General features: G+C 59.8%; 21 protein-coding genes. 8 read left to right on the top strand and 13 right to left on the bottom strand.

Features of this window, described 5'->3' with window-relative positions:
* Positions 1 to 11: 11 nt before the first annotated feature.
* Both folD and EX00_RS13010 read left to right on the top strand, forming a co-directional pair.
* Positions 12 to 917, top strand: coding sequence for a bifunctional methylenetetrahydrofolate dehydrogenase/methenyltetrahydrofolate cyclohydrolase FolD (gene folD / locus EX00_RS13015; protein WP_047460256.1), 906 nt, complete (start codon positions 12 to 14; stop codon positions 915 to 917).
* A 609-nt stretch (positions 918 to 1,526) separates the two neighbouring features.
* Entirely contained in the window at positions 1,527 to 2,621 is a 1,095-nt protein-coding gene (locus EX00_RS13010; protein WP_047458213.1) for a porin, read from the top strand.
* Between the two features lie 234 nt (positions 2,622 to 2,855).
* On the opposite strand, the gene EX00_RS13005 is transcribed toward EX00_RS13010, so the two are convergent.
* The 5 genes from EX00_RS13005 to EX00_RS12985 all read right to left on the bottom strand — a co-directional run bounded on the left by EX00_RS13005 (position 2,856) and on the right by EX00_RS12985 (position 6,638).
* Positions 2,856 to 3,488 carry a TetR family transcriptional regulator gene (locus EX00_RS13005; RefSeq protein WP_047458210.1) on the bottom strand — a complete coding sequence of 211 codons (633 nt, stop codon included), beginning with the start codon at positions 3,486 to 3,488 and terminating at the stop codon, positions 2,856 to 2,858.
* A 454-nt stretch (positions 3,489 to 3,942) separates the two neighbouring features.
* Complete coding sequence (locus EX00_RS31725; protein ID WP_202903712.1) at positions 3,943 to 4,110, bottom strand: hypothetical protein; 168 nt, start codon at positions 4,108 to 4,110, stop codon at positions 3,943 to 3,945.
* 69 nt (positions 4,111 to 4,179) lie between these two features.
* The gene (locus tag EX00_RS12995) at positions 4,180 to 4,563 is read right to left on the bottom strand and encodes a hypothetical protein (protein WP_047458205.1); all 384 of its coding nucleotides are present in this window, start codon (positions 4,561 to 4,563) and stop codon (positions 4,180 to 4,182) included.
* Positions 4,564 to 4,637: 74 nt separating this feature from the next.
* Positions 4,638 to 6,272: a chaperonin GroEL gene (gene groL / locus EX00_RS12990; protein ID WP_047458202.1), complete on the bottom strand. Its 1,635-nt coding sequence runs from the start codon at positions 6,270 to 6,272 to the stop codon at positions 4,638 to 4,640.
* Between the two features lie 48 nt (positions 6,273 to 6,320).
* Positions 6,321 to 6,638: a co-chaperone GroES gene (locus EX00_RS12985; protein WP_047458200.1), complete on the bottom strand. Its 318-nt coding sequence runs from the start codon at positions 6,636 to 6,638 to the stop codon at positions 6,321 to 6,323.
* 667 nt (positions 6,639 to 7,305) lie between these two features.
* Between EX00_RS12985 and EX00_RS12980 the strand changes: the two genes are divergently transcribed.
* Together EX00_RS12980 and EX00_RS12975 are read left to right on the top strand one after the other, a co-directional pair.
* Positions 7,306 to 7,623: a hypothetical protein gene (locus tag EX00_RS12980; RefSeq protein ID WP_047458199.1), complete on the top strand. Its 318-nt coding sequence runs from the start codon at positions 7,306 to 7,308 to the stop codon at positions 7,621 to 7,623.
* A gap of 84 nt (positions 7,624 to 7,707) precedes the next feature.
* Positions 7,708 to 8,526: a transglutaminase-like domain-containing protein gene (locus tag EX00_RS12975; protein WP_047458197.1), complete on the top strand. Its 819-nt coding sequence runs from the start codon at positions 7,708 to 7,710 to the stop codon at positions 8,524 to 8,526.
* 61 nt (positions 8,527 to 8,587) lie between these two features.
* Here EX00_RS12975 and EX00_RS12970 read toward each other — a convergent pair whose 3' ends face one another.
* Genes EX00_RS12970 through EX00_RS12940 form a run of 7 tightly spaced genes read right to left on the bottom strand, consistent with a single transcriptional unit; the run spans position 8,588 to position 16,037 of the window.
* On the bottom strand, positions 8,588 to 9,352 hold the full coding sequence (locus EX00_RS12970; RefSeq protein ID WP_202903711.1) for a FadR/GntR family transcriptional regulator: 765 nt from the start codon (positions 9,350 to 9,352) through the stop codon (positions 8,588 to 8,590).
* Positions 9,353 to 9,375: 23 nt separating this feature from the next.
* Positions 9,376 to 10,437 (bottom strand): four-carbon acid sugar kinase family protein, encoded by a 1,062-nt coding sequence (locus tag EX00_RS12965; protein ID WP_047458191.1) that lies wholly within the window; start codon positions 10,435 to 10,437, stop codon positions 9,376 to 9,378.
* Positions 10,434 to 11,426 carry an ABC transporter ATP-binding protein gene (locus EX00_RS12960; protein ID WP_047460254.1) on the bottom strand — a complete coding sequence of 331 codons (993 nt, stop codon included), beginning with the start codon at positions 11,424 to 11,426 and terminating at the stop codon, positions 10,434 to 10,436. Before EX00_RS12960 ends, EX00_RS12965 begins: the two co-directional genes overlap by 4 nt.
* Positions 11,426 to 12,436, bottom strand: a complete 1,011-nt coding sequence (locus tag EX00_RS12955; protein WP_404944017.1) for an ABC transporter ATP-binding protein — start codon at positions 12,434 to 12,436, stop codon at positions 11,426 to 11,428. Before EX00_RS12955 ends, EX00_RS12960 begins: the two co-directional genes overlap by 1 nt.
* Positions 12,433 to 13,392: an ABC transporter permease gene (locus tag EX00_RS12950; RefSeq protein WP_047458186.1), complete on the bottom strand. Its 960-nt coding sequence runs from the start codon at positions 13,390 to 13,392 to the stop codon at positions 12,433 to 12,435. Before EX00_RS12950 ends, EX00_RS12955 begins: the two co-directional genes overlap by 4 nt.
* Before the next feature lie 2 nt (positions 13,393 to 13,394).
* On the bottom strand, positions 13,395 to 14,351 hold the full coding sequence (locus EX00_RS12945) for an ABC transporter permease (protein ID WP_047458184.1): 957 nt from the start codon (positions 14,349 to 14,351) through the stop codon (positions 13,395 to 13,397).
* Between the two features lie 45 nt (positions 14,352 to 14,396).
* Entirely contained in the window at positions 14,397 to 16,037 is a 1,641-nt protein-coding gene (locus EX00_RS12940; RefSeq protein ID WP_047458182.1) for an ABC transporter substrate-binding protein, read from the bottom strand.
* Between the two features lie 285 nt (positions 16,038 to 16,322).
* On the opposite strand from EX00_RS12940, the gene EX00_RS12935 reads away from it, so the two are divergent.
* The 4 genes from EX00_RS12935 (at position 16,323) to pdxA (ending at position 20,691) form a co-directional block, all read left to right on the top strand.
* A complete protein-coding gene (locus tag EX00_RS12935; protein WP_047458180.1) occupies positions 16,323 to 17,228 on the top strand; it encodes a dihydrodipicolinate synthase family protein in 906 nt (301 codons plus the stop codon).
* 11 nt (positions 17,229 to 17,239) lie between these two features.
* Positions 17,240 to 18,448 carry a sialidase family protein gene (locus EX00_RS12930; protein WP_047458178.1) on the top strand — a complete coding sequence of 403 codons (1,209 nt, stop codon included), beginning with the start codon at positions 17,240 to 17,242 and terminating at the stop codon, positions 18,446 to 18,448.
* A gap of 94 nt (positions 18,449 to 18,542) precedes the next feature.
* Positions 18,543 to 19,676 carry an iron-containing alcohol dehydrogenase gene (locus tag EX00_RS12925; protein ID WP_047458176.1) on the top strand — a complete coding sequence of 378 codons (1,134 nt, stop codon included), beginning with the start codon at positions 18,543 to 18,545 and terminating at the stop codon, positions 19,674 to 19,676.
* Positions 19,677 to 19,701: 25 nt separating this feature from the next.
* Positions 19,702 to 20,691: a 4-hydroxythreonine-4-phosphate dehydrogenase PdxA gene (pdxA, locus tag EX00_RS12920; protein WP_047460251.1), complete on the top strand. Its 990-nt coding sequence runs from the start codon at positions 19,702 to 19,704 to the stop codon at positions 20,689 to 20,691.
* 13 nt (positions 20,692 to 20,704) lie between these two features.
* Here the strand turns inward: pdxA and EX00_RS12915 are convergent, their stop codons facing one another.
* A complete protein-coding gene (locus EX00_RS12915; RefSeq protein WP_047458174.1) occupies positions 20,705 to 21,622 on the bottom strand; it encodes a LysR family transcriptional regulator in 918 nt (305 codons plus the stop codon).
* Positions 21,623 to 21,708 lie beyond the last annotated feature (86 nt).

The raw sequence follows: 21,708 nt of genomic DNA, 5'->3' as shown, positions 1-21,708 counted from the left end.
CGGCGACTGCGATGACTACGGCAACCGTGATCGACGGCAAGCAGGTGGCGGCTTCGGTGATCGAGGCGGTGAAGACGGCGACGTCCGCTCTGGAAAGAGATACCGGAACGAAGGCCGGTCTTGCGGTGGTGATCGTCGGCGACGATCCGGCCAGCCACAGCTATGTGAGCTCGAAGAGCAGGATGGCCAAGGAGTGCGGCTTCACGTCCGTCCAGCACACGCTGCCGGCCGAGACGACGCAAGAAGAGTTGGCAGGTCTGGTGCAATCGCTGAATGAAGACCCGTCCATCCACGGCATCCTGGTGCAGCTGCCGCTGCCCAAGCATCTGAACGCGGAGCCGATCATCCAGTCGATCCGGCCGGAGAAGGATGTCGATGGGCTGCATGTGGTCAATGCCGGCAAGCTTGCCACGGGTGACCTCGCAACCGGCCTGATCTCCTGCACCCCGGCCGGGGCGATGCTTCTGGTGCGCCGCGTGCACGGCGAGGACCTGTCGGGGCTGACCGCCGTCGTCATCGGCCGCTCCAACCTGTTCGGCAAGCCGATGGCGCAATTGCTGCTCAACGCCAATGCGACGGTGACGACGGCACACTCCCGCACCAAGGACTTGGCCACGGTTGCTCGCACCGCCGATATTCTGGTGGCGGCTGTCGGCCGTCCTGAGATGGTCAAGGCGGACTGGATCAAGCCTGGTGCGACGGTGATCGATGTCGGGATCAACCGGATTGCCGCCCCTGAGCGCGGCGAGGGCAAGAGCCGTCTGGTCGGCGATGTCGCCTTTGCCGAGGCATCCGACGTTGCCGCCGTGATCACGCCGGTTCCCGGTGGTGTCGGGCCGCTGACCATCGCCATGCTGATGGCCAATACCGTCATTGCCGCTCATCGGGCAGCGGGGAAAAGCGCGCCGAAATTCTGAATACCTCTCGTCGAGTGGAATGAGCAAACGGGATGCCCCCCGGGCTGCTTCTCAAATGCGGGACTCTGATATCTTAAGGCCTGTATCGAATGCGGATGAAAGACCCTCATCGAGACAGGCTGAGTCGGGTCCGGCGTGGAATCGAGACAATTTCCGATCAAATAGAGCGCCGTAGCGATCATCTTTTCCGATTCTCAGGGCGGCATGCCAGCTGGAGAACCGCCGCGCACTGGTCCGGGCAGGTCAAATTCCCGTTGGTTATTGGTAGTGCCGGCGCCGATGGCGATGCTGATAGTTGCATTTTGGCAACGGCAACACAGGTAGATAGTAAAGTAGGCTTCATATAATTGACAAACATACCGTCCGTTTGTAAATCATAGTTAGGACATAATCTGTCTCGCGGTCGAACATTCGGCCGGATCGGTAGGGGCATTTCAAGGCTGTTACCACGAGGGAATGGGGAAGGCCCGATGGGCCTGGCTCCGGCACTGGGGAGCGTATCGGGGACTTATTCGATCGCATTTACATGGCGTCGCTTTTCGTAAGCGGCGAATGCAGTTTCGTGCTCGTGGAAATGTTTGAAATGCATAATACAACCAGGAGTTTACTATGAATTTGAAAAGTCTTCTGATCAGCTCTGCTGCTTCGCTTGCTGCAGTTTCGGGTGCTCATGCAGCCGACGCTATCGTCGCTGCTGAGCCGGAGCCCCTCGAATACGTTCGCATCTGCGACGCATACGGCGCTGGCTACTTCTTCATTCCGGGCACCGAAACCTGCCTTAAGATCGGCGGCATGGTCCGTACCGAAGGCAAGTGGTACGACGCTTACAACCCGAAGAACCGCACTGGCACGCTGTGGCATACTCGCGCTGAATTGAGCCTCGACACGGCCACCGACACCGAATACGGCCCGCTGAAGACCAATTCTGTCTTCCGTTGGGACTGGGAAGAAGGCAATTCGACCAGCACGAAGCTGCTGTTCGCCAATATCAGCCTCGGCGGTTTCCTCGTCGGTAAGGCGGACTCCCAATACATCTCGTTTACTGACTATGCCGGCGACGTCATCAACGACGACGTGATCTATGACGGCCCGTACGAACTCAACCAGCTGACCTACAACTACGACGCCGGCAACGGCTTCACGGCTGTGGTCTCGGTGGAAGACAGCAATTCCAGCGGCTCGGACTCCTCCTCCTATGGCGCGAGCTGGTGGGTGGATGACAAGTCCAACCATTATGCTCCGGACGCTGTTGCCGGTATTGGCTACAAGACCGGTGCATGGTCCTTCAAGGTCGTCGGCGGTTATGACTCCATCGTCGAAGAAGGTGCTGTCAAGGCTCGCGTCGACGCCGACTTCGGCACGTTCTCGGCCTTCTTGATGGGTGGCTGGAACACGGACGGCGACAAGCTGAACAAGTATGCCGGCACCAACCTCGATCGCTCTGCTTGCCCGGTTAATGACGAGTCGAAGTGCGGCTGGGGTGACTGGGCCGTTTGGGGTGGCGTTGGCGTTCCGTTCAACGACAAGCTGAAGTGGAACCTGCAGCTCGCCTACACCGACTCGAAGATCTTTGCCGCAACCACGAACGTCAAGTGGAACCCGGTTAAGAACCTCCTAATCGAGCCGGAAGTATCCTACACCAACTTCGACTCGGTCAACGATGACCAGTGGGCCGGTATCCTGCGCTTCCAGCGCAGCTTCTAATCCAAATTATCCGGCCCCGTGCCGGATAAGAGAAGCCTGTCGTTTCCAATCCGCCAGGCTTCTTACATTGATCGGTTGACCTCCGATCAAAGAGGAAAGGATCCGGTTTTCCCTACCGGATCCTTTTCATTTAATTCAGCGAGTTTGCCTGATCGCGGCATGAAAGCGAGTTCAGCCGCTCGATAAATCGATGTCACAGCGGATCGTTTATGATCTCGATTAGCTTGTTTGAGCTCACATCGCCGCCGCCATGTTCCGTAGTACTTGTTTCGGGAACCAGGCGGTCAGGATCATTTTGATAAGGGCTTGTCCGCAAGGGGCCAAGTTAAAGTCGCCTTTGTCGAGAGCCCATTCGTCCACCAGTCCGCCAATTGCGGCAGTCAATGTGGATGCAGCTGTCTCCGGCGTCCATGGACAGGGCAAAGCGCCGGTCGCGCTCATGGAACAGAATATCCTCGCAAAATGCTCCTGCATTTCATGCCGGAAAGAGGTGCCGCTGTCACAGTCAGCGAACGACATGTCGAGATACATGATGACCTTCAGCATCCCGCGTTTGCGTGGATCCTGTTGAAGCTCTGCGAAAATTGTCGAAATCGTGTCGAAGACCAGTTCAAGCGGATTGGGGGGATGCTCTTGCGATATCTGCTCCGCAAGCTCCCGGAATGGCCGACGTGCTTCATCGCGGATCGCAAGCAAAAGGCCCTGCTTATTTTTGAAATGCCAGTGAACTGCTCCGCGTGTGACGCCAGCGGCGACGGCTATTTCTTCCAGCGTGACATTTTCATATCCGTTGTCGAGAAACAACGTCTCCGCTGAATGCAATATTATACGCCGCGTTTCCGCCGCTTCCTCCTTCGTGCGTCTCATCTAATTCTCCGCCAAAACTAACTCCCAAGCGCCCCCCTTACCGAAGCCTCGCATTATAGTCATAGCGTCGAATATTTTATTGACAATATTGCTTATGTTGTCCTTCGGCTGACCAACGCAGGCTGAGCGTATTTTTTTGTATCTCAAGCCGGCGGCGTCTCGCTCTCGCGGTGAACGCTGGACATTCTCAAACTTCTTCAAGGCCGCCTCCTTATCACCTTGGTTTTCTCCATCAGCGCAGGTGATAACAGCAGCGTGACCAGTACTCCGATCCACATTGGGGCTTCAGTACTTGGCAGCTATAGGACGGCCTTGTTCGCAACAGATGGTGGCGATCGGCGAGGTGTCCCAGCGGCGCCGACACATCGCCGCCGCGTGATCAGGACTATAAAGGGCGGGTTTATCCGCCGATCCAGAGATCTTACAAAAGCGAACGAGCTTCCGAAAGATGCTGTCAGAGAAGGCGGTTGTCGTCAGTCGGCTGCCATGCGCGAGACTGCACGCCGTCCTTGCCGGACTTTTTGGGCTCTTCGATCGCTGTCTCGCGAGTTTTCTCGGCGCTCTTGTTTTCGACATCCTTCGGCAAGGGCTTCGGGTCGGCCTTTTTCTCGAAACGGATCATTGTCATTCTCCTGATCTGACAGATTGAGAAAACGCCCCGCGCAAGGTCGGGGCGCTTCAGAAGGACGTCTTACATGGCGAGCGCGGTGGCGCAGCCCTCGACGTTGCGGCTGTCCGACGTGGTCTGGCCAGGCATCATCGCCCAACCGCCGGCGTCGACGAATTGGCGCTTCTTGTAGTTGTCGGGAATGGCCTTGAACTCGATGAGCTTCGCGGTCGCATCCGGCGCGGCGTTGAAACGCTGGACACATATGGCGGATGCCAGTTCCCCGCGCGCAACGACGCCGGCTGTCGCCGCCGCAGTGCGCGACGTGCCGCCCGTCACCCAGCCGCCCCAGCTGAAGCCGACGATCATGGTGACGACCGCCGTGGCGATGCAGGCCCATACGAGCAGCGTCTTGGATGGCTGGTAGCTTTCGAAACGCTGCGCGATCGATGCGCTTTGCATGGCCATGGCAATTTTCCTTGTCTAGGGGTTGTTCGAGTTCCGTCGCCGGCCAGACTGGCCGAGCGGTACAGACGCTGGTGTCAGTATCCCATGCCACCCATGTCGCCATTTCCGGCCGTCGCGGCAGATTCTCTTGCGGGAATGTCTGCGATCATCGCCTCGGCTGTGATGAGAAGTGCTGCGATCGAGCCGGCGTCCTGCAAAGCCGTCCGCACGACCTTCGCGGGATCGACGATGCCGGCCTTGACCATGTCGACATAGGTTTCCGTCTGTGCGTCGAAACCTTGATTGTGATCCGTGCTGTCGATGAGCTTTCCGACAACGATCGAGCCTTCGACACCGGCATTGTCGGCGATCTGCCGGATCGGCGCTTCAAGCGCCCGCAACACGATCGAGATACCGGCCGTCATGTCAGCGTTTTCGCCCTTGAGCCCGATCAGAGCCGACTTTGCGCGCAGCAGTGCCACGCCGCCGCCGGGCACGATACCTTCCTCGACCGCCGCGCGGGTGGCGTTCAGAGCATCGTCGATGCGGTCCTTCTTTTCCTTGACTTCGATCTCGGTCACGCCGCCGACGCGGATCACCGCGACGCCGCCGGCAAGTTTCGCCAGCCGCTCCTGCAGCTTTTCCTTATCGTAGTCGCTGGTCGTATCCTCGATCTGCGCCTTGATCTGCTGGACGCGCGCCTGGATAGCTACCTTCTCACCGGAACCGTCGATGATGGTGGTCGTGTCCTTCTCGATCAGCACGCGCTTGGCGCGTCCCAGCATGTCGATGGTGATATTCTCGAGCTTGATGCCCAGATCCTCGGAGATCACCTGGCCGGCGGTGAGGACGGCAATATCCTCCAGCATCGCCTTGCGGCGATCACCGAAGCCCGGAGCCTTGACGGCCGCGACCTTCAGGCCGCCACGCAGCTTGTTGACGACCAATGTCGCCAGCGCTTCGCCTTCCACGTCTTCCGAGATGATCAAGAGCGGCTGGCCGCTCTGCACCACGGCTTCAAGGATCGGCAGCATCGCCTGCAGATTGCCGAGCTTCTTCTCGTGGAGAAGAATGTAGGGGTCTTCAAGCTCGACGCGCATCTTCTCGGCATTGGTAACGAAATAGGGTGACAGGTAACCGCGGTCGAACTGCATGCCCTCGACGACGTCGAGTTCGGTGTCGGCGGTTCTTGCTTCCTCAACCGTGATAACGCCCTCGTTGCCGACCTTGTCCATCGCCTTGGCGATCATCTCGCCGACGCTTGCGTCGCCATTGGCGGCGATCGTTCCGACCTGGGCGATCTCGCCGGAGGACTGAACCTTCTTGGCGCGCGCCTGAATTTCCTTGACGACGGCGGCAACGGCAAGGTCGATACCGCGCTTGAGGTCCATCGGATTCATGCCGACAGCGACGAGCTTCACGCCTTCGCGCAGGATGGACGCGGCGAGCACGGTTGCGGTCGTCGTGCCATCGCCGGCAAGGTCATTGGTCTTCGAGGCGACTTCACGCACCATCTGGGCGCCCATGTTCTCGAACTTGTCTTCCAGTTCAATTTCCTTGGCGACGGTGACGCCATCCTTGGTAATGCGCGGCGCGCCATAGGTGCTGGCGATCACGACATTGCGGCCCTTGGGGCCCAGCGTGACCTTGACGGCATTGTTGAGCAGCTCGACACCACGGAGCATGCGATCACGCGCGTCGGTGGAGAATCTGATTTGTTTGGCAGTCATGATGGTCGTCCAGTTCACTCTTGAAATTGCGGGTTTGGAGGTTGGCTGTCAGGCGACCTTTTGGGCAGTTGCATCGGTCTTTCCGACGATGCCCATAATGTCGGCCTCCTTCATGATAAGGAGCTCCTCGCCATCGATCTTGATCTCGGTCCCGGACCATTTTCCGAACAGGATCGTGTCGCCGATCTTGACGTCGAGTGGGATCAATGCTCCGTCTTCATCGCGCATGCCCGGACCAACGGCGATCACTTCGCCTTCCTGCGGCTTTTCCTTGGCGGTGTCTGGAATGATGATCCCGCCCTTGGATTTGAGATCGCCTTCCGCGCGCCGGATGACGACGCGATCGTGGAGTGGACGGAATTTCATAGGGGTTCTTTCTGCAGCCGGTGCATATGGCGGCTGATGTTCTTAAATAGCACTTGTGGCACTCGATAGATAGGAGTGCCAAGAAATATTACGCTACGGCCAAAATTATTGTAAAATATAATTCAGTTACTCTGCTCAATCGTCTGGCGTAAATTAGATGATATGCACGAGTTTAACCAACATGATTTTGCGGTTTTATTTTAGAATTTCTGAGGGTCTCCGGCTTTTATTCACAATGAATCCCGAATAATCCTTGATCGAATCTCAATGTGAGCCTAGACATAGAGCATATTTTTTGGCCGCTCCGGCTTTCGTGGTGTCTGAGGCCTATGCCCCGCCATGCATTACCGAATTCCCGATGGCGAACGTATGGCGCCGTTCTCATGCGCACGTTGCTCCGCTCGAACGATTGATGATTCTTTGCGCTGACCGCTGATGAACCGGCAGGCTCGGGGACGCCTCGGTTCGGATGGGAAGAGTGCAGGGAGGCGCATCGGCGTGTTCTCGTTGAGAACCGCGCCATGATCAACCGGACTACTCAAACCAACGTTCGTCTTTCGCTCCCATTCCTGTTGCCGGCGATTGCCATGCCGGGTTCAAGGCCGCAAATGCTGCCGATCAATCCAGCGGATCTCCAAACCGCACTCGAAAAGGACCACAAGCAATCATGACCGATATAAAAACTGGTGGCCATCCTATCCGACGCGATCCTGCCACCCATATCTTTGCCATAGGACAGGTCGTCTGGATAAAGAAAGCCCCCGGTACGGCCGCTCCAAAATTCAGGAGCACCTACCGTATCACAGCGACGCTGCCGCTCAGAGGCTTTGCGCTTCAGTACCGTATCCGCAACGACGATGAGCCTCATGAGCGAGTGATGGCGGAAGACCAGCTTGAAGCGGTTCTCGCCTCGTCAGGCGGTGGAACGACTCTGATGGAGAAAACGTTCGGTTATAGTCAGGGAGCGAAACCATGGCTCTCGTGAAACGAGAAAGCCAAACAAGAAAAAGTGCCGCCGAAATCTGAAGGTCCGCATGGCTATTAGCCTTGCTGCACAGGAGACCCCTTTATGCTGATCCGCTACGGTTACGAAATGACCCTGACCTGCCAGCAACCGACTGCCTTGGTATGCCTGCTGTCAGTCCACGAAGACCGCGCTGCGGATATTAGATCTCCGGAAACAGTATTCACCACCCCAGATGTTCCGACATCGACTTACCACGATCTCTTTGGCAACCGATGCCGGCGGCTTGTTGCGCCGGCGGGCGACCTGACGATATGGGGTGATGCCACGATCGAGGACGATGGCAAAACGGACAGGATCGTACCCGACGCAAGGGAGCTCCCGGTTTCAGATTTGCCGGATGATTGCCTCGTCTATCTCATGGGAAGCCGCTATTGCGAAACCGATCGATTGAGTCAGTTTGCCTGGGATACGTTCGGCACGATCACACCCGGCTGGGCACGCGTGCAGGCGATCTGCGATTTCGTCCATGGCCATATTCGCTTCGATTACATGCAGGCCCGATCGACGCGGACGGCATTCGAAGCATTCCATGAGCGCGTCGGTGTCTGTCGTGACTACGCGCATCTCGCTGTCACGCTCTGCCGTTGCCTCAATATCCCCACCCGCTATGTCAACGGCCATCTCGGCGACATCGGTGTTCCCGTCGTTGATCCGATGGACTTCAGCGCGTGGATGGAGGTCTTCCTCGACGGCGTCTGGTATACGTTCGATCCACGTAACAACAAGCCGCGGATTGGCCGTATAGTTGTGGCGCGGGGCCGCGATGCCGCCGATATCCCGCTCATCAATTCCTTCGGGCCGCATGTGCTGAAAGCGTTTCGGGTCTGGACCTACGAAGTGGCGAGCGTTGATCAGGCATGAGCACGCGACCTTAAACTCCGAGCAATGAATCGCTCCCAATTCTGTATTGCTCTGGGGCCTACTAAAACGAGAGGTCGAGCGCCCGGCCTTCGAAGAGGCGGTCTCTCGAGCCTTCGAGATGAGCCTGCATCAGGTTGCGAGCGTCTTCGGCCCGGCCCTCGGCAATGGCCTTGTAGATCGCGTTATGCTCCTGGAACACCTGTTCAAGACCCTGCCTTGGGCCGAGCAACGACAGTCCATGCAGGTGCATGCCGACGGCGATATGGGCTTTCAGCGCGTCCATGGATGCGGTGTAATAATGGTTGTTGGCGGCTTCCGTCACCGAGCGGTGGAAGTTGAAATCGGCGTCCGTGCGGTGAAGCTGGTGGCTGGTGGCCTCGCGAAGATCGGCCAATGCGGCTGCTATTTTCTGGATGGCGGCGTCATCGCGTCTCTTCGCCGCGAAATAGGCGGCAGCCGGCTCGATCGTCAGGCGGAATTCGTAGCAGCGCTGGATATCGGCAATCGTCTTGACCGGCGCATAGGCAAGCTGGGCGATCGGCGAGCCATGGGCGCTGACGAAGGTACCGGCGCCCTGACGGGCATAGATCATACCCTGGTCGCGCAGCCGCGCCAAAGCATCGCGGATGACGGGGCGGGAAACGCCAAGCATCGAAGCAAGTTCGTGTTCGCCCGGCAGGCGCGAATCCGGCGGATAGTTTCCGGATCGGATGCGCTCCAGAAGCTGGTCGAAAACGCGATCGACAAGCTTCACGGCCTTGCCGCGCTCGGGCTTGGCTACTGGGGCCGCCTGCGCATTTGCCGATGCACCATTTGCTTCGTCCACGTTCATTCTCCTGCCGGCATGTCTCAGGCCGCCTGATTCTGCGGAATCAGTCTTAGCAAACTATCAGAATTCCCGAAGCCTCCGGATTTCACAGCGCAGCGGAGCCGCGTGCCGTTGGGCATCGTCACGTCAAACCATGGAATGCCCGGCTCGATTTCGCCCTTCGGTGTCAGAAGGCGAACTCCGAGCGTGCGGAAAACAGCGACGGCCGTGTCGCCACCGCCCATCATCAGCATATCCGGATGGGTATCCTCCATCACCGATGTCACGCCTTTGGCAAAACGATCGGCGACAGCCGTCGCCTTCTCAGTAATGTCGCCGATGCAACGAAGCAGAAGCGGAAGAGCTTGCCCCTTGCCGCATTCCACCAAGCCCATCGGTGCGTCGATTGTCGCTCGCAAGCTGCCCGAAGCCTCGAGCGTCGCCATTTGCGCCGCCGTGATCGGATCGCGGGAGCCGAAGGCGAAGAGCGTCCTACTGGTCGGCGCGAACGTCTGGCTGGCCAAGTCTCCTCGGCCGATACGGCGGGCAAGCGCGCTGCCGATACCACGCGCGCCAACGGCAAGGGTCGTCTTCCAATCATGCTTCGCCATAAGCCGGTCCAGATCACCGTCATTCTCGGCGTCGATGATGAGGACCGTGTCCGGCAGTGCCTCGAAGAGTTCGGCAATCGGCAGGGGATAATCCACGCCCCGGCCGACGACCTTGCCGTCTCGGGTAAAACGTCCCTGATCGGGAATGGCTGGTGCAAGAACGATTTCGCGGTGACCAAAGAATGCCGTCAGAGCAGCACTTTCCGCGGCCACATGGCCCTTCAGGCGAGAGTCGATCTTTTTCAGAATGATATCCGGCGAGGCAGCGAGAAGAGCGCGGGCTGCGAGGCTGACTCTTGCCACTGCTTCCTGCTCGGACAATGCTCTGGAGTCCGTGTTGATCACGACAACCTCGGAGCGGCTTGCGAGCGCGTCCGCTATGGCGTCGATATCGATCGCGACAGTGACGGAGAGACCGGCCTCGACAAACGGCGTGCCGGTGTCGAGCGCGCCAGTCAGGTCGTCGGCTATGATCGCAACCTTCAGCGTCATGCATCCGCTCCCGTGTTGACCGCATGACAGGCGACGAAGTGACCGGGCTTGGCTTCCTTCCAGTCGGGGACGGCCTTGCCGCAGACATCCATCGCAATCGGGCAGCGGGTATGGAAGCGACAGCCGCTCGGCGGGTTGAGCGGGCTCGGCACGTCGCCCTGCAGGATCTGGCGGGTGCGACTGCGCTCCAGCGCCGGATCGGTTTCGGGAACCGCCGAGAGCAGCGCCTTGGTGTAGGGATGGAGCGGGTTGCCGAAGAGCTCCTCGCGGCTCGCAAGTTCCGCCAGACGACCCAGATACATGACGCCGACGCGGGTGCTGATGTGGCGAACGACGGCCAGATCGTGTGCGATGAAAAGATAGGTCAGGCCGTATTTTTCTTGCAGGTCGAGCAGCAGATTGATGATCTGCGCTTGGATCGACACATCGAGCGCCGAAATCGCCTCGTCGCAGACGATGAATTTCGGCTGACAGGCAAGTGCGCGGGCGATGACCACGCGCTGGCGCTGGCCGCCGGAAAGCTCGTGCGGATAACGCTGTGCAAAGCGCGTCGGCAGGCCGACGTCGGTCAGGAGCGTAGCAACCTTGTCCTTCAGCTCGGCCTTGGTACAGAGCTTGTGAAAGAGCATAGGCTCGCCGATTGCCTCGCCGACCGTCATGCGCGGGTTGAGCGTCGAATAGGGATCCTGAAAGACGATCTGCAGGTCGCGGCGGAAGGGCCGCATCTGCTTCTCGCCGAGGGTCGCAAGATCCTGCCCCTTGTAGATGACCTTGCCGCTGGTCGCCTTATAGAGATTGAGAATGGTGAAGCCGGTCGTCGACTTGCCGCAGCCGGACTCGCCGACGAGGCTCAGCGTCTCGCCCTCCATGATCTCGAGGTTGACGTTGTCGAGCGCGTAGACGGTGGCCGTCCGTTCGCCGAAGGCGCCGAGCCGGACATGGAAATGCTTCACCAGGTTTTCGATCTTGAGCAGCGGTTGGGCGCTCATCATGCAGCCTCCCGCATTTTCTGGACCACGAAACAGGCGGTACGATGGTTTCCGCCGCCATTCAATGGCTCTAGCTTCGGCACGCGCTCGTGACAGATGGCTTCCACCAGCGGACAGCGCGGCGCGAACGGGCACCCCTTGGGGCGACGGCCGGGTTCCGGCGGCGTCCCGCCGATCGAACTCAGCCGGCTTGCCGGCGCATCCGAAAGTTTGGGGATCGAGGCCAGCAGACCGCGCGTATAGGGGTGGCTCGGATGGGCGTAGAGTTCATCGACCGGCGCATCCTCGACGACGGTGCCGGCATAGAGCACGGCGACGCGATCGACGAGGCCGGCGATCAACGCCAAATCATGGGTAATCCAGACGACGGACATGCCGAGCTTTTGGCGCAATTCCTTCACGAGATCGACGATTTGGGCCTGGATCGTCACATCAAGCGCCGTCGTCGGCTCATCGGCGATTAGCAGTTTGGGATTGCAGGCAAGGCCGATCGCGATCATCACGCGCTGGCGCATGCCGCCGGAGAGTTCGTGCGGATAGGCTTGCAGCCGCTCTTCGGGGCCGGGAATGCCGACAAGGCGCAGCAGTTCGACGGCACGCTCGCGAGCCTCCGCCTTGCGCAGTCCGCGATGATAGATCAGCGGCTCGCAAATCTGATCGCCGACGCGCATCACCGGGTTCAGCGAGGTCATCGGATCCTGGAAGACGAAGCCGATATCACCGCCTCGTACCTTGCGCAGTTCGCGGTTCGACATGGTTTGCAGGTCGCGGCCGTCGAAGCGGGCGGAGCCCTTCGTCACTCTGATCTTGTTGGGCAAGAGCCGCATCAGGCTCAACATTGTCAGGCTCTTGCCGCAGCCGGACTCGCCGACGACACCGAGCGTTTCACCCTTGTTGACATGAAGATCGATACCGTCAACCACAACGGCCGGCCCGTTGCGGCCGGCGATTTCAACGGTCAGGCCGCGGACATCGAGTAGGCGTTCGGTGGATTTGGTCGTGTCCATCATTTGCTGCCCCGCGGATTAAGAGCATCGTTGAGGCCGTCGCCAAGGAAGCTGAAGGCGACCGAGGCAAGGCCGAGGACGGCTGCCGGAGCGGCGAGGAGATGGGGGTAGTGCTGCCAGACACGCAGGCCATCCGAAATCATGTTGCCCCAGCTTGGTGTCGGCGGATTGACGCCGATGCCGAGGAAGCTGAAGGCGCTTTCCAGTACCATGGCGGTTCCGAGCCCGGCGCTGACGGAAACGATCAGCGGCCCGAGCGCGTTCGGAATGACATAGCGCTTCATGATGATCCAGTTAGAAAGACCGAGCGCCTGCGCCGCGGTAATATAGGGCCGGCTGCGGATCGACAGCACCTGAGCGCGAACGAGGCGCGCATAGGGCGGCCAGGAGATCAGCGCCATCGAGCCGAAGACCAGCATGAAATCGACCCATATGGTCTCGCGATAGAAGGGATTGAGCGTCGCCATATAGCGCGCTTCCATCCATTTCGAAATCGGCGACTTCAGGGATGCGTTGATGACGACGACGAGCAGGAGGTTCGGAACCGACATGGTCATGTCCGTCAGCCACATGATGGCGCGGTCGAACGGATTGCCGAAGAAGCCGGCGATGGCACCGAGCACCAGCCCTATCAGCACGGCGATGAAGGTAACGACGATCGCAACCAGAAAGGCCGTGCGCGTGCCGAAGACGACACGGCTGAAGACGTCGCGGCCGAGATCGTCGGTGCCGAAGAGATGGTGCAGTGATGGGGCCGCATTTCGCGCCTGAAGATCCTGGCTCAGATAGTCGTAGGGCGTGAGATATGGGCCGAAGATTGCGGCAAAGGCGAGGATGGTGACGGCGATCAGCCCGAAGATGGCGAGCTTGTTGCGCTTCAGGCGATACCACGCGTCGCGCCACAGGCTGACCGGCGGCTCTTCTTCACTGATGATGGGGGAGAGGGGGACAGCGGACATGGTCAGCGGCTCCTTCTTGCATCGTTGGCGCGCGGATCAAGCAACGGATAGAGCACGTCGACCAGAAGGTTTGACAGCATCACCAGGAAGGATCCGATGAGCGTAATCGCCAGGATGACGGGATAATCCGAATTGATCAGTGCCTGCACCGTCAGCCGGCCGAGGCCCGGCAGGCCGAAGACCAGCTCGACGAAGATCGCGCCGTTGACGATGGTTATCATGATCAGCCCGAGCTGGGTAACGACGGGCGTTAGCACCGGCCGCAGGATATGGCGAAGCGCGACGATGATCTCTGGCACGCCCTTGGCGCGGGCGGTGCGGACGAAATCTTCCGACAGGACCTCGATGACGGCGGCGCGTGTCTGGCGCACGATCAGCGCAATCGGCTGGAAGGAGAGCACGATGAGCGGCAGAAGGATGCGCACGTCGAAAATACCGCCCCAACCGTAAGGCACGCTGGCGCCGGGCAAAAGAACGATCAGCCCGACCATCAGAAGCGGACCGGCAACATAGGCCGGGATCGCCCAGAGGAAGAGAGCCGAGCCAAGGATCGCATAGTCGATGCGCGTGTTCTGGTTCAGCGCGGCGATCATGCCGAGCGGGATGGCCACGATCGTCGTCAGGATGATGGAACAGAGCGCCAGTTGGAAGGACACAGGGGCTGCCGCTTTCACCATCGCCCAGACCGAGCGCCCGGAGCTCAGCGAATTGCCGAACTGGCCGTGCAGCAGGTTCCATATGTAAAGGCCGAACTGAACGATGAACGGCTTGTTGAGGCCGGCGCTTTCACGGATGGCTTCGATGCGCTGGGGATTGTAGGCGACATCGCCGGGCGCGCGCAGAAAGATCAGCTTGATCGGATCGCCGGCGCCGTAGAAGGCCAGCGCATAGACGGCGAGCATCACGATCAGCACTGACGGAATCCAGATGGCAAACCGGGTCAGCACGTAGCGTAGCAAGGTCACCTCCCAGTTGTTGGTCGAAAGGGTCCGCGATCAGGCGGACTAGCCGATCGAAATGTCCCAGGGCGCCACGACCTGCCAGTCGAGGTTCTTGTCCATGCCCTTGACCTCCTTGGTGGCCCAGCGCGACATCGCCTGAGAATACCACGGAATGAAGGCCCAATCGTCGCGGAATGCCTTCTGGGCATCCTGCGCCAGCTTGATGCGCTGCGGATCGTCGGCAGCTTTGATCGCCGCTTCGGCAAGGGCCGCATCGACCTTGTCGTTCTTGTATCCGCCAAGCTTGTTCTGCGCATTCGAGGAAGTCGAGGCGATGCAGCCGGCGAGATAGGAGACGGCGTCCGGAACGCGGGTGCCGACATCGTCGCGGAAGACCTGAACCGAATTCTGGTCCGGGCCGGCATAGGAATCCTGCTGCGGCTTCATGTCGACGGCGGTGATGCCAAGGTTCTGGCGCCACTGCTCGGCGATGAACTGCGCGGCCGCCTGGATAGCCGGCGCGGAAATGCCGACGAACAGGATCTTCGGCAGGCGCTCCGGGCCGCCATAGCTCGATTCGGCGAGCAGCTTCTTGGCCGCTGCCGGATCATAGGGGTAGGGCTCGAAGCCGGAATTCTCCGCGCCGGGCACGGCGTTGAGGATCTGATCAGCCTTCTTGTGTGGGCCATCCGGATAGGAGGCCTTGAACAGGCCGTCTCGGTCGACCGCCATGATCAGCGCCTGGCGAACCTTCGGATCATCCATCGGTGCGCGCGAAATGTTGAACCAGAAATGTTGGCTGGTCGGGATAAGCGGGCCAGCGGAGAATTCTGGACCGAGATCCTGGATGATCGTCGAGGTGATCAGCTCTGTATGGGCATTGAATTCGCCCGATTTGATCAGCGAGGTCGCGGTGACGTTGTCCTCGATCGACGTGATTTCGATGCGAGCCAGTTTCGGCTTCGGCCCGAAGAAATTCTCGTTCGGCTCGAAGGCGAGCTTGCCGGCATCGATGTCGATGCTGGTGAGCTTGAACGGGCCGGAGAAGACAGGCTTGTTCTCCGGCTTGTACCAGTCGGCGATCTCTTCACCGTCGCTGCCACGCGACTGCGCCGCCTTGGTAATGGGCGCGATATGGTTGGCAAGACGCATGAAGAAGATCGGGTCGACCTCGGTCAGCGTGACGACGACGGTGCTGTCATCAGGCGTAGCAACGCCCATCAGTTCCGTGCCCGCGCCATTGCTGATATCCTTGAAGCCCTGAACCTTGCTCAGCACCTGATCGGCGCGCTGGCTCTTGGTGTTCGGCATGGAGGCCACTTCCCACGAGCCCTTGATATCGGCCGAGGTGATCTTGCTGCCATCGGAAAAGACAGCCTTGGGATCGATCTTGAAGGTCCAGACCTTGTTGTCGGACGTCTCCCAACTGACAAAGACGTATGGCTGGATCTTGCCGTCGCTGTCGAAATACATCGGCGAGGCCCACCAGATCGAGTTCCAGCGGAAGGTTCTGCCGCCACCGCGCAACGGCGACCAGTCCTGGTCGAAGGCGGGATTGGCGACCTTCAGCACCTGGCCCTCATCGGCAAGCACGATGCGCGCATTCATTCCGAAAATCGTGAGTCCGATGCCGGCTGCAAGGCCTAGCTTCAATGCGTCGCGGCGCGACACCTGCGTCTTTGGCGCAGTTTTCCGCTCAGTCATCCGTTCCTCCCAAAAACAGAATCCGAGACGCCTCCACCTTCTCTCCCGAAGGGCGTCATGACAGGCGCAAACACTCAACCGATAATGTAAATATGTCAATGAAAATTAATTTTAAACAAGTACATTCAATTAACGGAAAAGTTTTATAATTGTTTTTCAAGCACTTGAAAAATTAAAGCGGATCTTGCGCACATTGTCATATTGACAACAATACGGGCTAGGCCGATTAAAACATCATTCTGCGGGCTGTGTTGCTGCCTGCCATGCTCATCCGGGGAGGACGATATGAGCAATCACAGGATTACAGGCGTATTCAGCGCGGCCGCAACGCCGTTGAATGCCGATGGCAGTCCGGATCTGGGATTGTTCACCGAACATTGCCAGCGCCTCCTTGATGAGGGCTGTCATGGCGTAGCACTTCTCGGCACGACCGGCGAGGCGAATTCCTTCTCGTCAAGCGAGCGCCGTGCAATCCTTGAAGCGGCGCTGAAGGCAGGAATTCCGGCCGATCGGCTGCTTCCGGGCACCGGCGTGACGGCCATTCCGGAAACGGTGGAACTGACCAGGCATGCGCTTTCGCTCGGCGTCACCAAGGTGGTGATGCTGCCGCCCTTCTACTATAAGGGCGTTTCCGACGACGGGCTCTTTGCCGCCTATGCACAGGTGCTCGAGACGGTCGCGGATCCCCGATTGCAGGTCATCCTCTATCATATTCCCCAGGTTTCCGGCGTGCCGCTGTCCGTACCGTTGATCGGCCGGTTGATCGAGGCGTTTCGCGAAACCGTCGTCGGTATCAAGGAATCGGCCGGCGATTTCAATAATATGCAGGCGATCGTCGCCGCCTATCCTGGCTTCTCCATTCTCGCCGGCGCCGACCCGTTGCTGCTGCCGCTGATGAAAGCCGGCGGCGTCGGCTGTATCACCGCCACGTCCAATCTGGTCGCGGATTCGCTGCGCACCGTTTATGACCATGTCCATGACGAAATGCGTGCCGCCGATGTCGACGCGGCCCAGGCGCGCATCAACGCCTATCGCACGCTGTCCAACTCCTATGTGCAGATCCCGACGATCAAGGCCATGATCGGGCTGAAGACCGGCAATCCAGCCTGGAGGCGAACGCGCGCGCCGCTGATGCCGCTCAGCGATGCGGATCATGCGGCACTTTCCAACGCCTACGCCGAGCTGCCATAAGGAGAGCGATCATGATCTTCTCGGGTTTGCAACCGGATGCCGTACCGGCGCTGATGACGGGCGAGATCCTTACTAGCCCCAAGGACAAGGGACGCGCGGATGCCTATCTTCCGTCTCCCTGCATTCAAAATCACGCCGCCAATCTCGCCTTTCTTCCCGATGGGACGCTCACCTGCGTGTGGTTTGGAGGCACGATGGAGGGCATGGGCGACATTTCTATTTACATGTCGCGCCTTTCCCCCGGTGCAACGCGCTGGTCGGCACCGGAGAAAATGTCCGACGATCCAGCCAAATCAGAGCAGAACCCGTTGATTTTCAATGCTGCTGACGGGTATGTCTGGCTTCTCTATACCTCGCAGACCTCCGGAAATCAGGATGGGTCGATTGTCAAATGCCGGATCTCGGCGGATGGCGGCAAGACGTTCGGCGAGGTCCGCGTGCTCTGCGATCTCCCGGGTACGTTTGTCCGACAGCCGATTATCGTCAACAGCCGCGGCGCGTGGCTGCTCCCGGTCTTTCGCTGCGTCGGATTGCCCGGCGAGCGCTGGACCGGCGATGCCGATACGGCCGGCGTGTTGATCTCGCGTGACCAAGGCAAGAGCTGGGTGATGACGGCGGTGCCGGACAGTCTCGGAGCTGTTCACATGAACATCGTTCCGCTCGAGGGCAACAATCTCGTCGCCTTCTATCGCAACCGCTTTGCTCAGTCCGTGCTTGCCAGCCACTCGACGGATGGCGGGGAGAGCTGGAGCGCGCCGCAGCCGATAGATCTGCCGAACAACAACTCTTCTATTCAGGCGGTAAAGCTGAAAAACAGCGCTATCGCAATGGTTTACAACCACTCCAACGCGCGGATGTCGGATGCCAGGCGGCAGTCGCTCTACGATGAGATCGAGGGCGGGGAGGCGATCGATACCGCGCCAGTGCAGGCGATCGAACGGCGAAAGGCGGTCTGGGGTGTGCCGCGCGCACCGCTCAGCCTTGCCTTTTCGAGTGATGGTGGTGCGAGCTTCCCGCGCCGGATCGATCTCGATACCGGCGACGGCTATTGCCTCAGCAATAACTCAAAGGACTCGCTCAACCGCGAGTTTTCCTATCCGTCGATCGTGCAGGGGGCGGATGGCGTGGTGCATGTCGCCTACACCTATTATCGCCGGACCATCAAGTATGTGTGGCTGTCGCCGGAGGCGATCGGATGTGAATGCCGATCGGCTCGCTGAGAGCTGGCGCTTGCCAAGCAAAGCCACATTGTATAACAAATTTACATCTGCGTGATAGCTGAATGCCGCGGCATTCACAGGGAGGAGCAGTCCGGTGGTCAGCTTGGATTCGCCTATTACAATCGTCCGGCCGCATCTGATCGAGTTCGGTGTGGGGACGGCGGAGCGCCTCGGCAAATGGGCGCGCGAAAAAGGCTATGGCCGCATTCTCGTTATCTCCGATGCGTTCAATGCGAAGCGTGTCGATGCTCTCGCCTTGAAAGGTGATGTTACGATCTTCGCCGATGTAGCGCCGGAGCCGGACACCACCAATCTCGACAAGGTTCTTGCGGCGGCAAATGCGGCCGATGCCGATCTCGTGGTGGGGTTCGGTGGCGGCAGCGCCATGGATCTCGCCAAACTCGCGGCGGTTCTCACCGGTACGTCGCAGACCCTGCGGGAGGTTGTCGGTCCGAACAAGGTCAAAGGCCCGCGTCGCGTCGCGCTGGCGCAGGTGCCGACGACCTCCGGCACCGGCAGCGAGGCCGGCATTCGCGCGCTGGTCACCGACCCCAACACGAAGGCCAAGCTTGCCGTCGAAAGCCTGCATATGCTCGCTGACATCGCCGTCATCGATCCGGCGCTGACCTTTACGGTGCCACCGCGCATAACGGCTGCAACCGGCGTCGATGCCATGGCTCATTGCGTCGAGGCCTTTACCAACCGCAAGGCGCATCCGATGGTCGATCTCTACGCGATCGAGGGGACCCGGCTCGTCGGCAAATATCTGGCGCGGGCAGTCAGGGACGGTTCCGATGCCGAGGCGCGCGCCGGTCTGTCGCTCGCGTCTCTCTATGGCGGCTTCTGTCTCGGCCCGGTCAATACCGCCGGCGGTCATGCGCTGGCCTATCCGCTCGGCACACGCTGGCACGTTGCTCATGGTGCCGCGAACGCGTTGATCTTTCCGCATGTGCTCGCCTTCAACACGCCGTCCGTTCCGGAGAAGACGAGGGTCGTCATGGATGCGCTCGGTCGCGGAACATCGGATAGCATCCAGTCGGTCTTTGATGCCGCCTACGCCTTCTGTGCCGAGCTTGGCATAGACATGACGCTCTCCGGCCTCGGCGTCCCGAAAAGCGATCTCGACGCCATGGCGGACGATGCCTTTGCCATCCGTCGTCTGCTCGATAATAATCCGCGTGATCTGTCGCGCGCTGATATTCGCTCGATCTACGAAGCCGCCTTCTGAGCGCCGCCGAAAGGGAATGGGACTGATGGACAGGAATGCGAAAGTCGCGGTGACTCTGGGTGATCCCGCGGGCGTCGGCCCGGAAGTGATCGTCAAGGCGTTGGCCGCGATGCCGGAGGACGAACGCCGTGATTTCGTGATCGTCGGCAATATCGAAGCGCTTGAGCGCGCCGATCGTGTCGCCGCGACCGGGCTGGTATTCGCAGCTGCGGATGCCGCCGGCTCTGGCAGGATTGCGGTCGACGAGGTGGCGCTCGGCGCGCCTTTACCCGAGATCGGCAAGGTCAGTCCGGTCGCCGGCGACGCCTCGGTGCGCTATATCAGCCGCGCCGTCGATCTTGCCATGTCGGGTGCTGCCGACGTCATCGTCACGGCACCGATCAACAAGGAAGCGATGAACCTCGCCGGGCATCATTTCGATGGTCATACCGGCTTGCTGGCGCATCTGACGGGTTCGAAGAGTTCGTTCATGCTGCTGGCCTCGGAACGGCTGAACACCATTCACGTTTCGACCCATGTCTCTCTCAAGGGAGCGATCGAGCGGGCGAAAACGGAGCGCGTACTGGCGACCATCGAGGCCGGACATAATCACTTCCTGCGGCTCGGCAAGACGGCGCGCATCGCTGTTGCCGGGCTCAATCCGCATTGTGGCGAAAACGGCCTGTTCGGCACCGAGGATATGGAATTCCTGGCGCCGGCCGTCGAGCAGGCGCAGGCGAAGGGGATCGATGTCGTCGGTCCGATTTCGGCCGATACCGTGTTTGCGCGCGCCTATAATGGCGCCTTCGACCTCGTCATCGCGCAGTATCACGATCAGGGCCATATCCCGATCAAGCTCGTCGCCTTCGAGACCGCCGTCAACGTGTCGCTGGGACTGCCGATCGATCGCGTATCCGTCGATCATGGCACGGCGTTTGACATTGCCGGAACCGGCAAGGCCAATCATGTGAACATGCTTTCGGCAATCGCCTATGCCCGGCTGATGGCCCGCTCGCCGCGTCGCAAGGCTGTTTGATCGGGAGTTCTGTTTAACCTGTAAGCGCTTCTGTAGCAGTGTTGGCTTGGCTGATTAGCCAATCCTTGAAGGCGTTCGCCACTCCGTTGCTCTGGCGGCCTTCGGGCAGCACGACATAATAGCTGAACTCGGTGGCCATCGGCAGATCGAAGACCGGCACGAGCGCGTCCGCGCGAACCTCCTCCTCAATCAGGTGGGAGGGAAGGAGTGCGACCCCCATGTTGGCGAGGGCCGCGCCGATGATCATTGAAAACTGATCGAAGCGGTTGCCGCGAAAGCCATTGTCCGTCGTCACCCCATTCGCTTCCAGCCATTGCGACCAGAGGCGTGGGCGGGTGGTAAGATGGAGCAGCGGCGCGTCGGCAAGATCCGCCGGCGTTTGCGCTTGCAATCTTGCGACCACTTTCCGGCTTGCAACTGGCAGCACGAGTTCGCTGTAGAGGAAGGTCGATGTCGCCTTTGCCCAGCTCGGCTGGCCGTAATGGATAGCGAGGTCGAAATCCTCCTGGTCGAAATCGAAGGGCTCTGACCGCGAACCCACCGTCAATGCCAGCGAGGGATGGCTGGCCAGAAAATCGGGCAGGCGCGGCATCAGCCAGCGTGCGCCGAAGGTCGGAAGCGTTGCGATGTTGAGCGACTCGTCCTTGTCCGCCGAGGCGACTGCCCGCATCATCAGCTGTTCCGATTGAGCAAGCAGGCGCTGCACCTCGGATAGCAGGCGTTTTCCTGGCTCGGAAAGAATGACGCGCCGGCGCACACGCTCGAAGAGCAGTAGCCCGGTTTGTTCTTCCAGCGCATGGATCTGCCGGCTGACGGCACTTTGGGTGAGGTTCAGCTCTTCAGCCGCCCGGGTGAAATTGCCATGCCGTGCGGCACACTCGAAAGCCTGAAGATTGGCGATATCCGGAACCAGGCTGCGGCGCATATTCATTCTCAAAACGCATCAACTCAGCCAAGAATGTCATGGGACAACCATTCCAACAAGCAATATTGTGCGAAAAAGGAATGAACTCGCTC

The sequence above is a fragment of the Martinezella rhizogenes genome, assembly GCF_000799715.1.
Lineage (GTDB): Bacteria > Pseudomonadota > Alphaproteobacteria > Rhizobiales > Rhizobiaceae > Rhizobium > Rhizobium rhizogenes_C.
The sequence above is the reverse complement of the archived record's forward strand: the minus strand, read 5'-3'. Positions and strand labels throughout refer to the sequence as shown.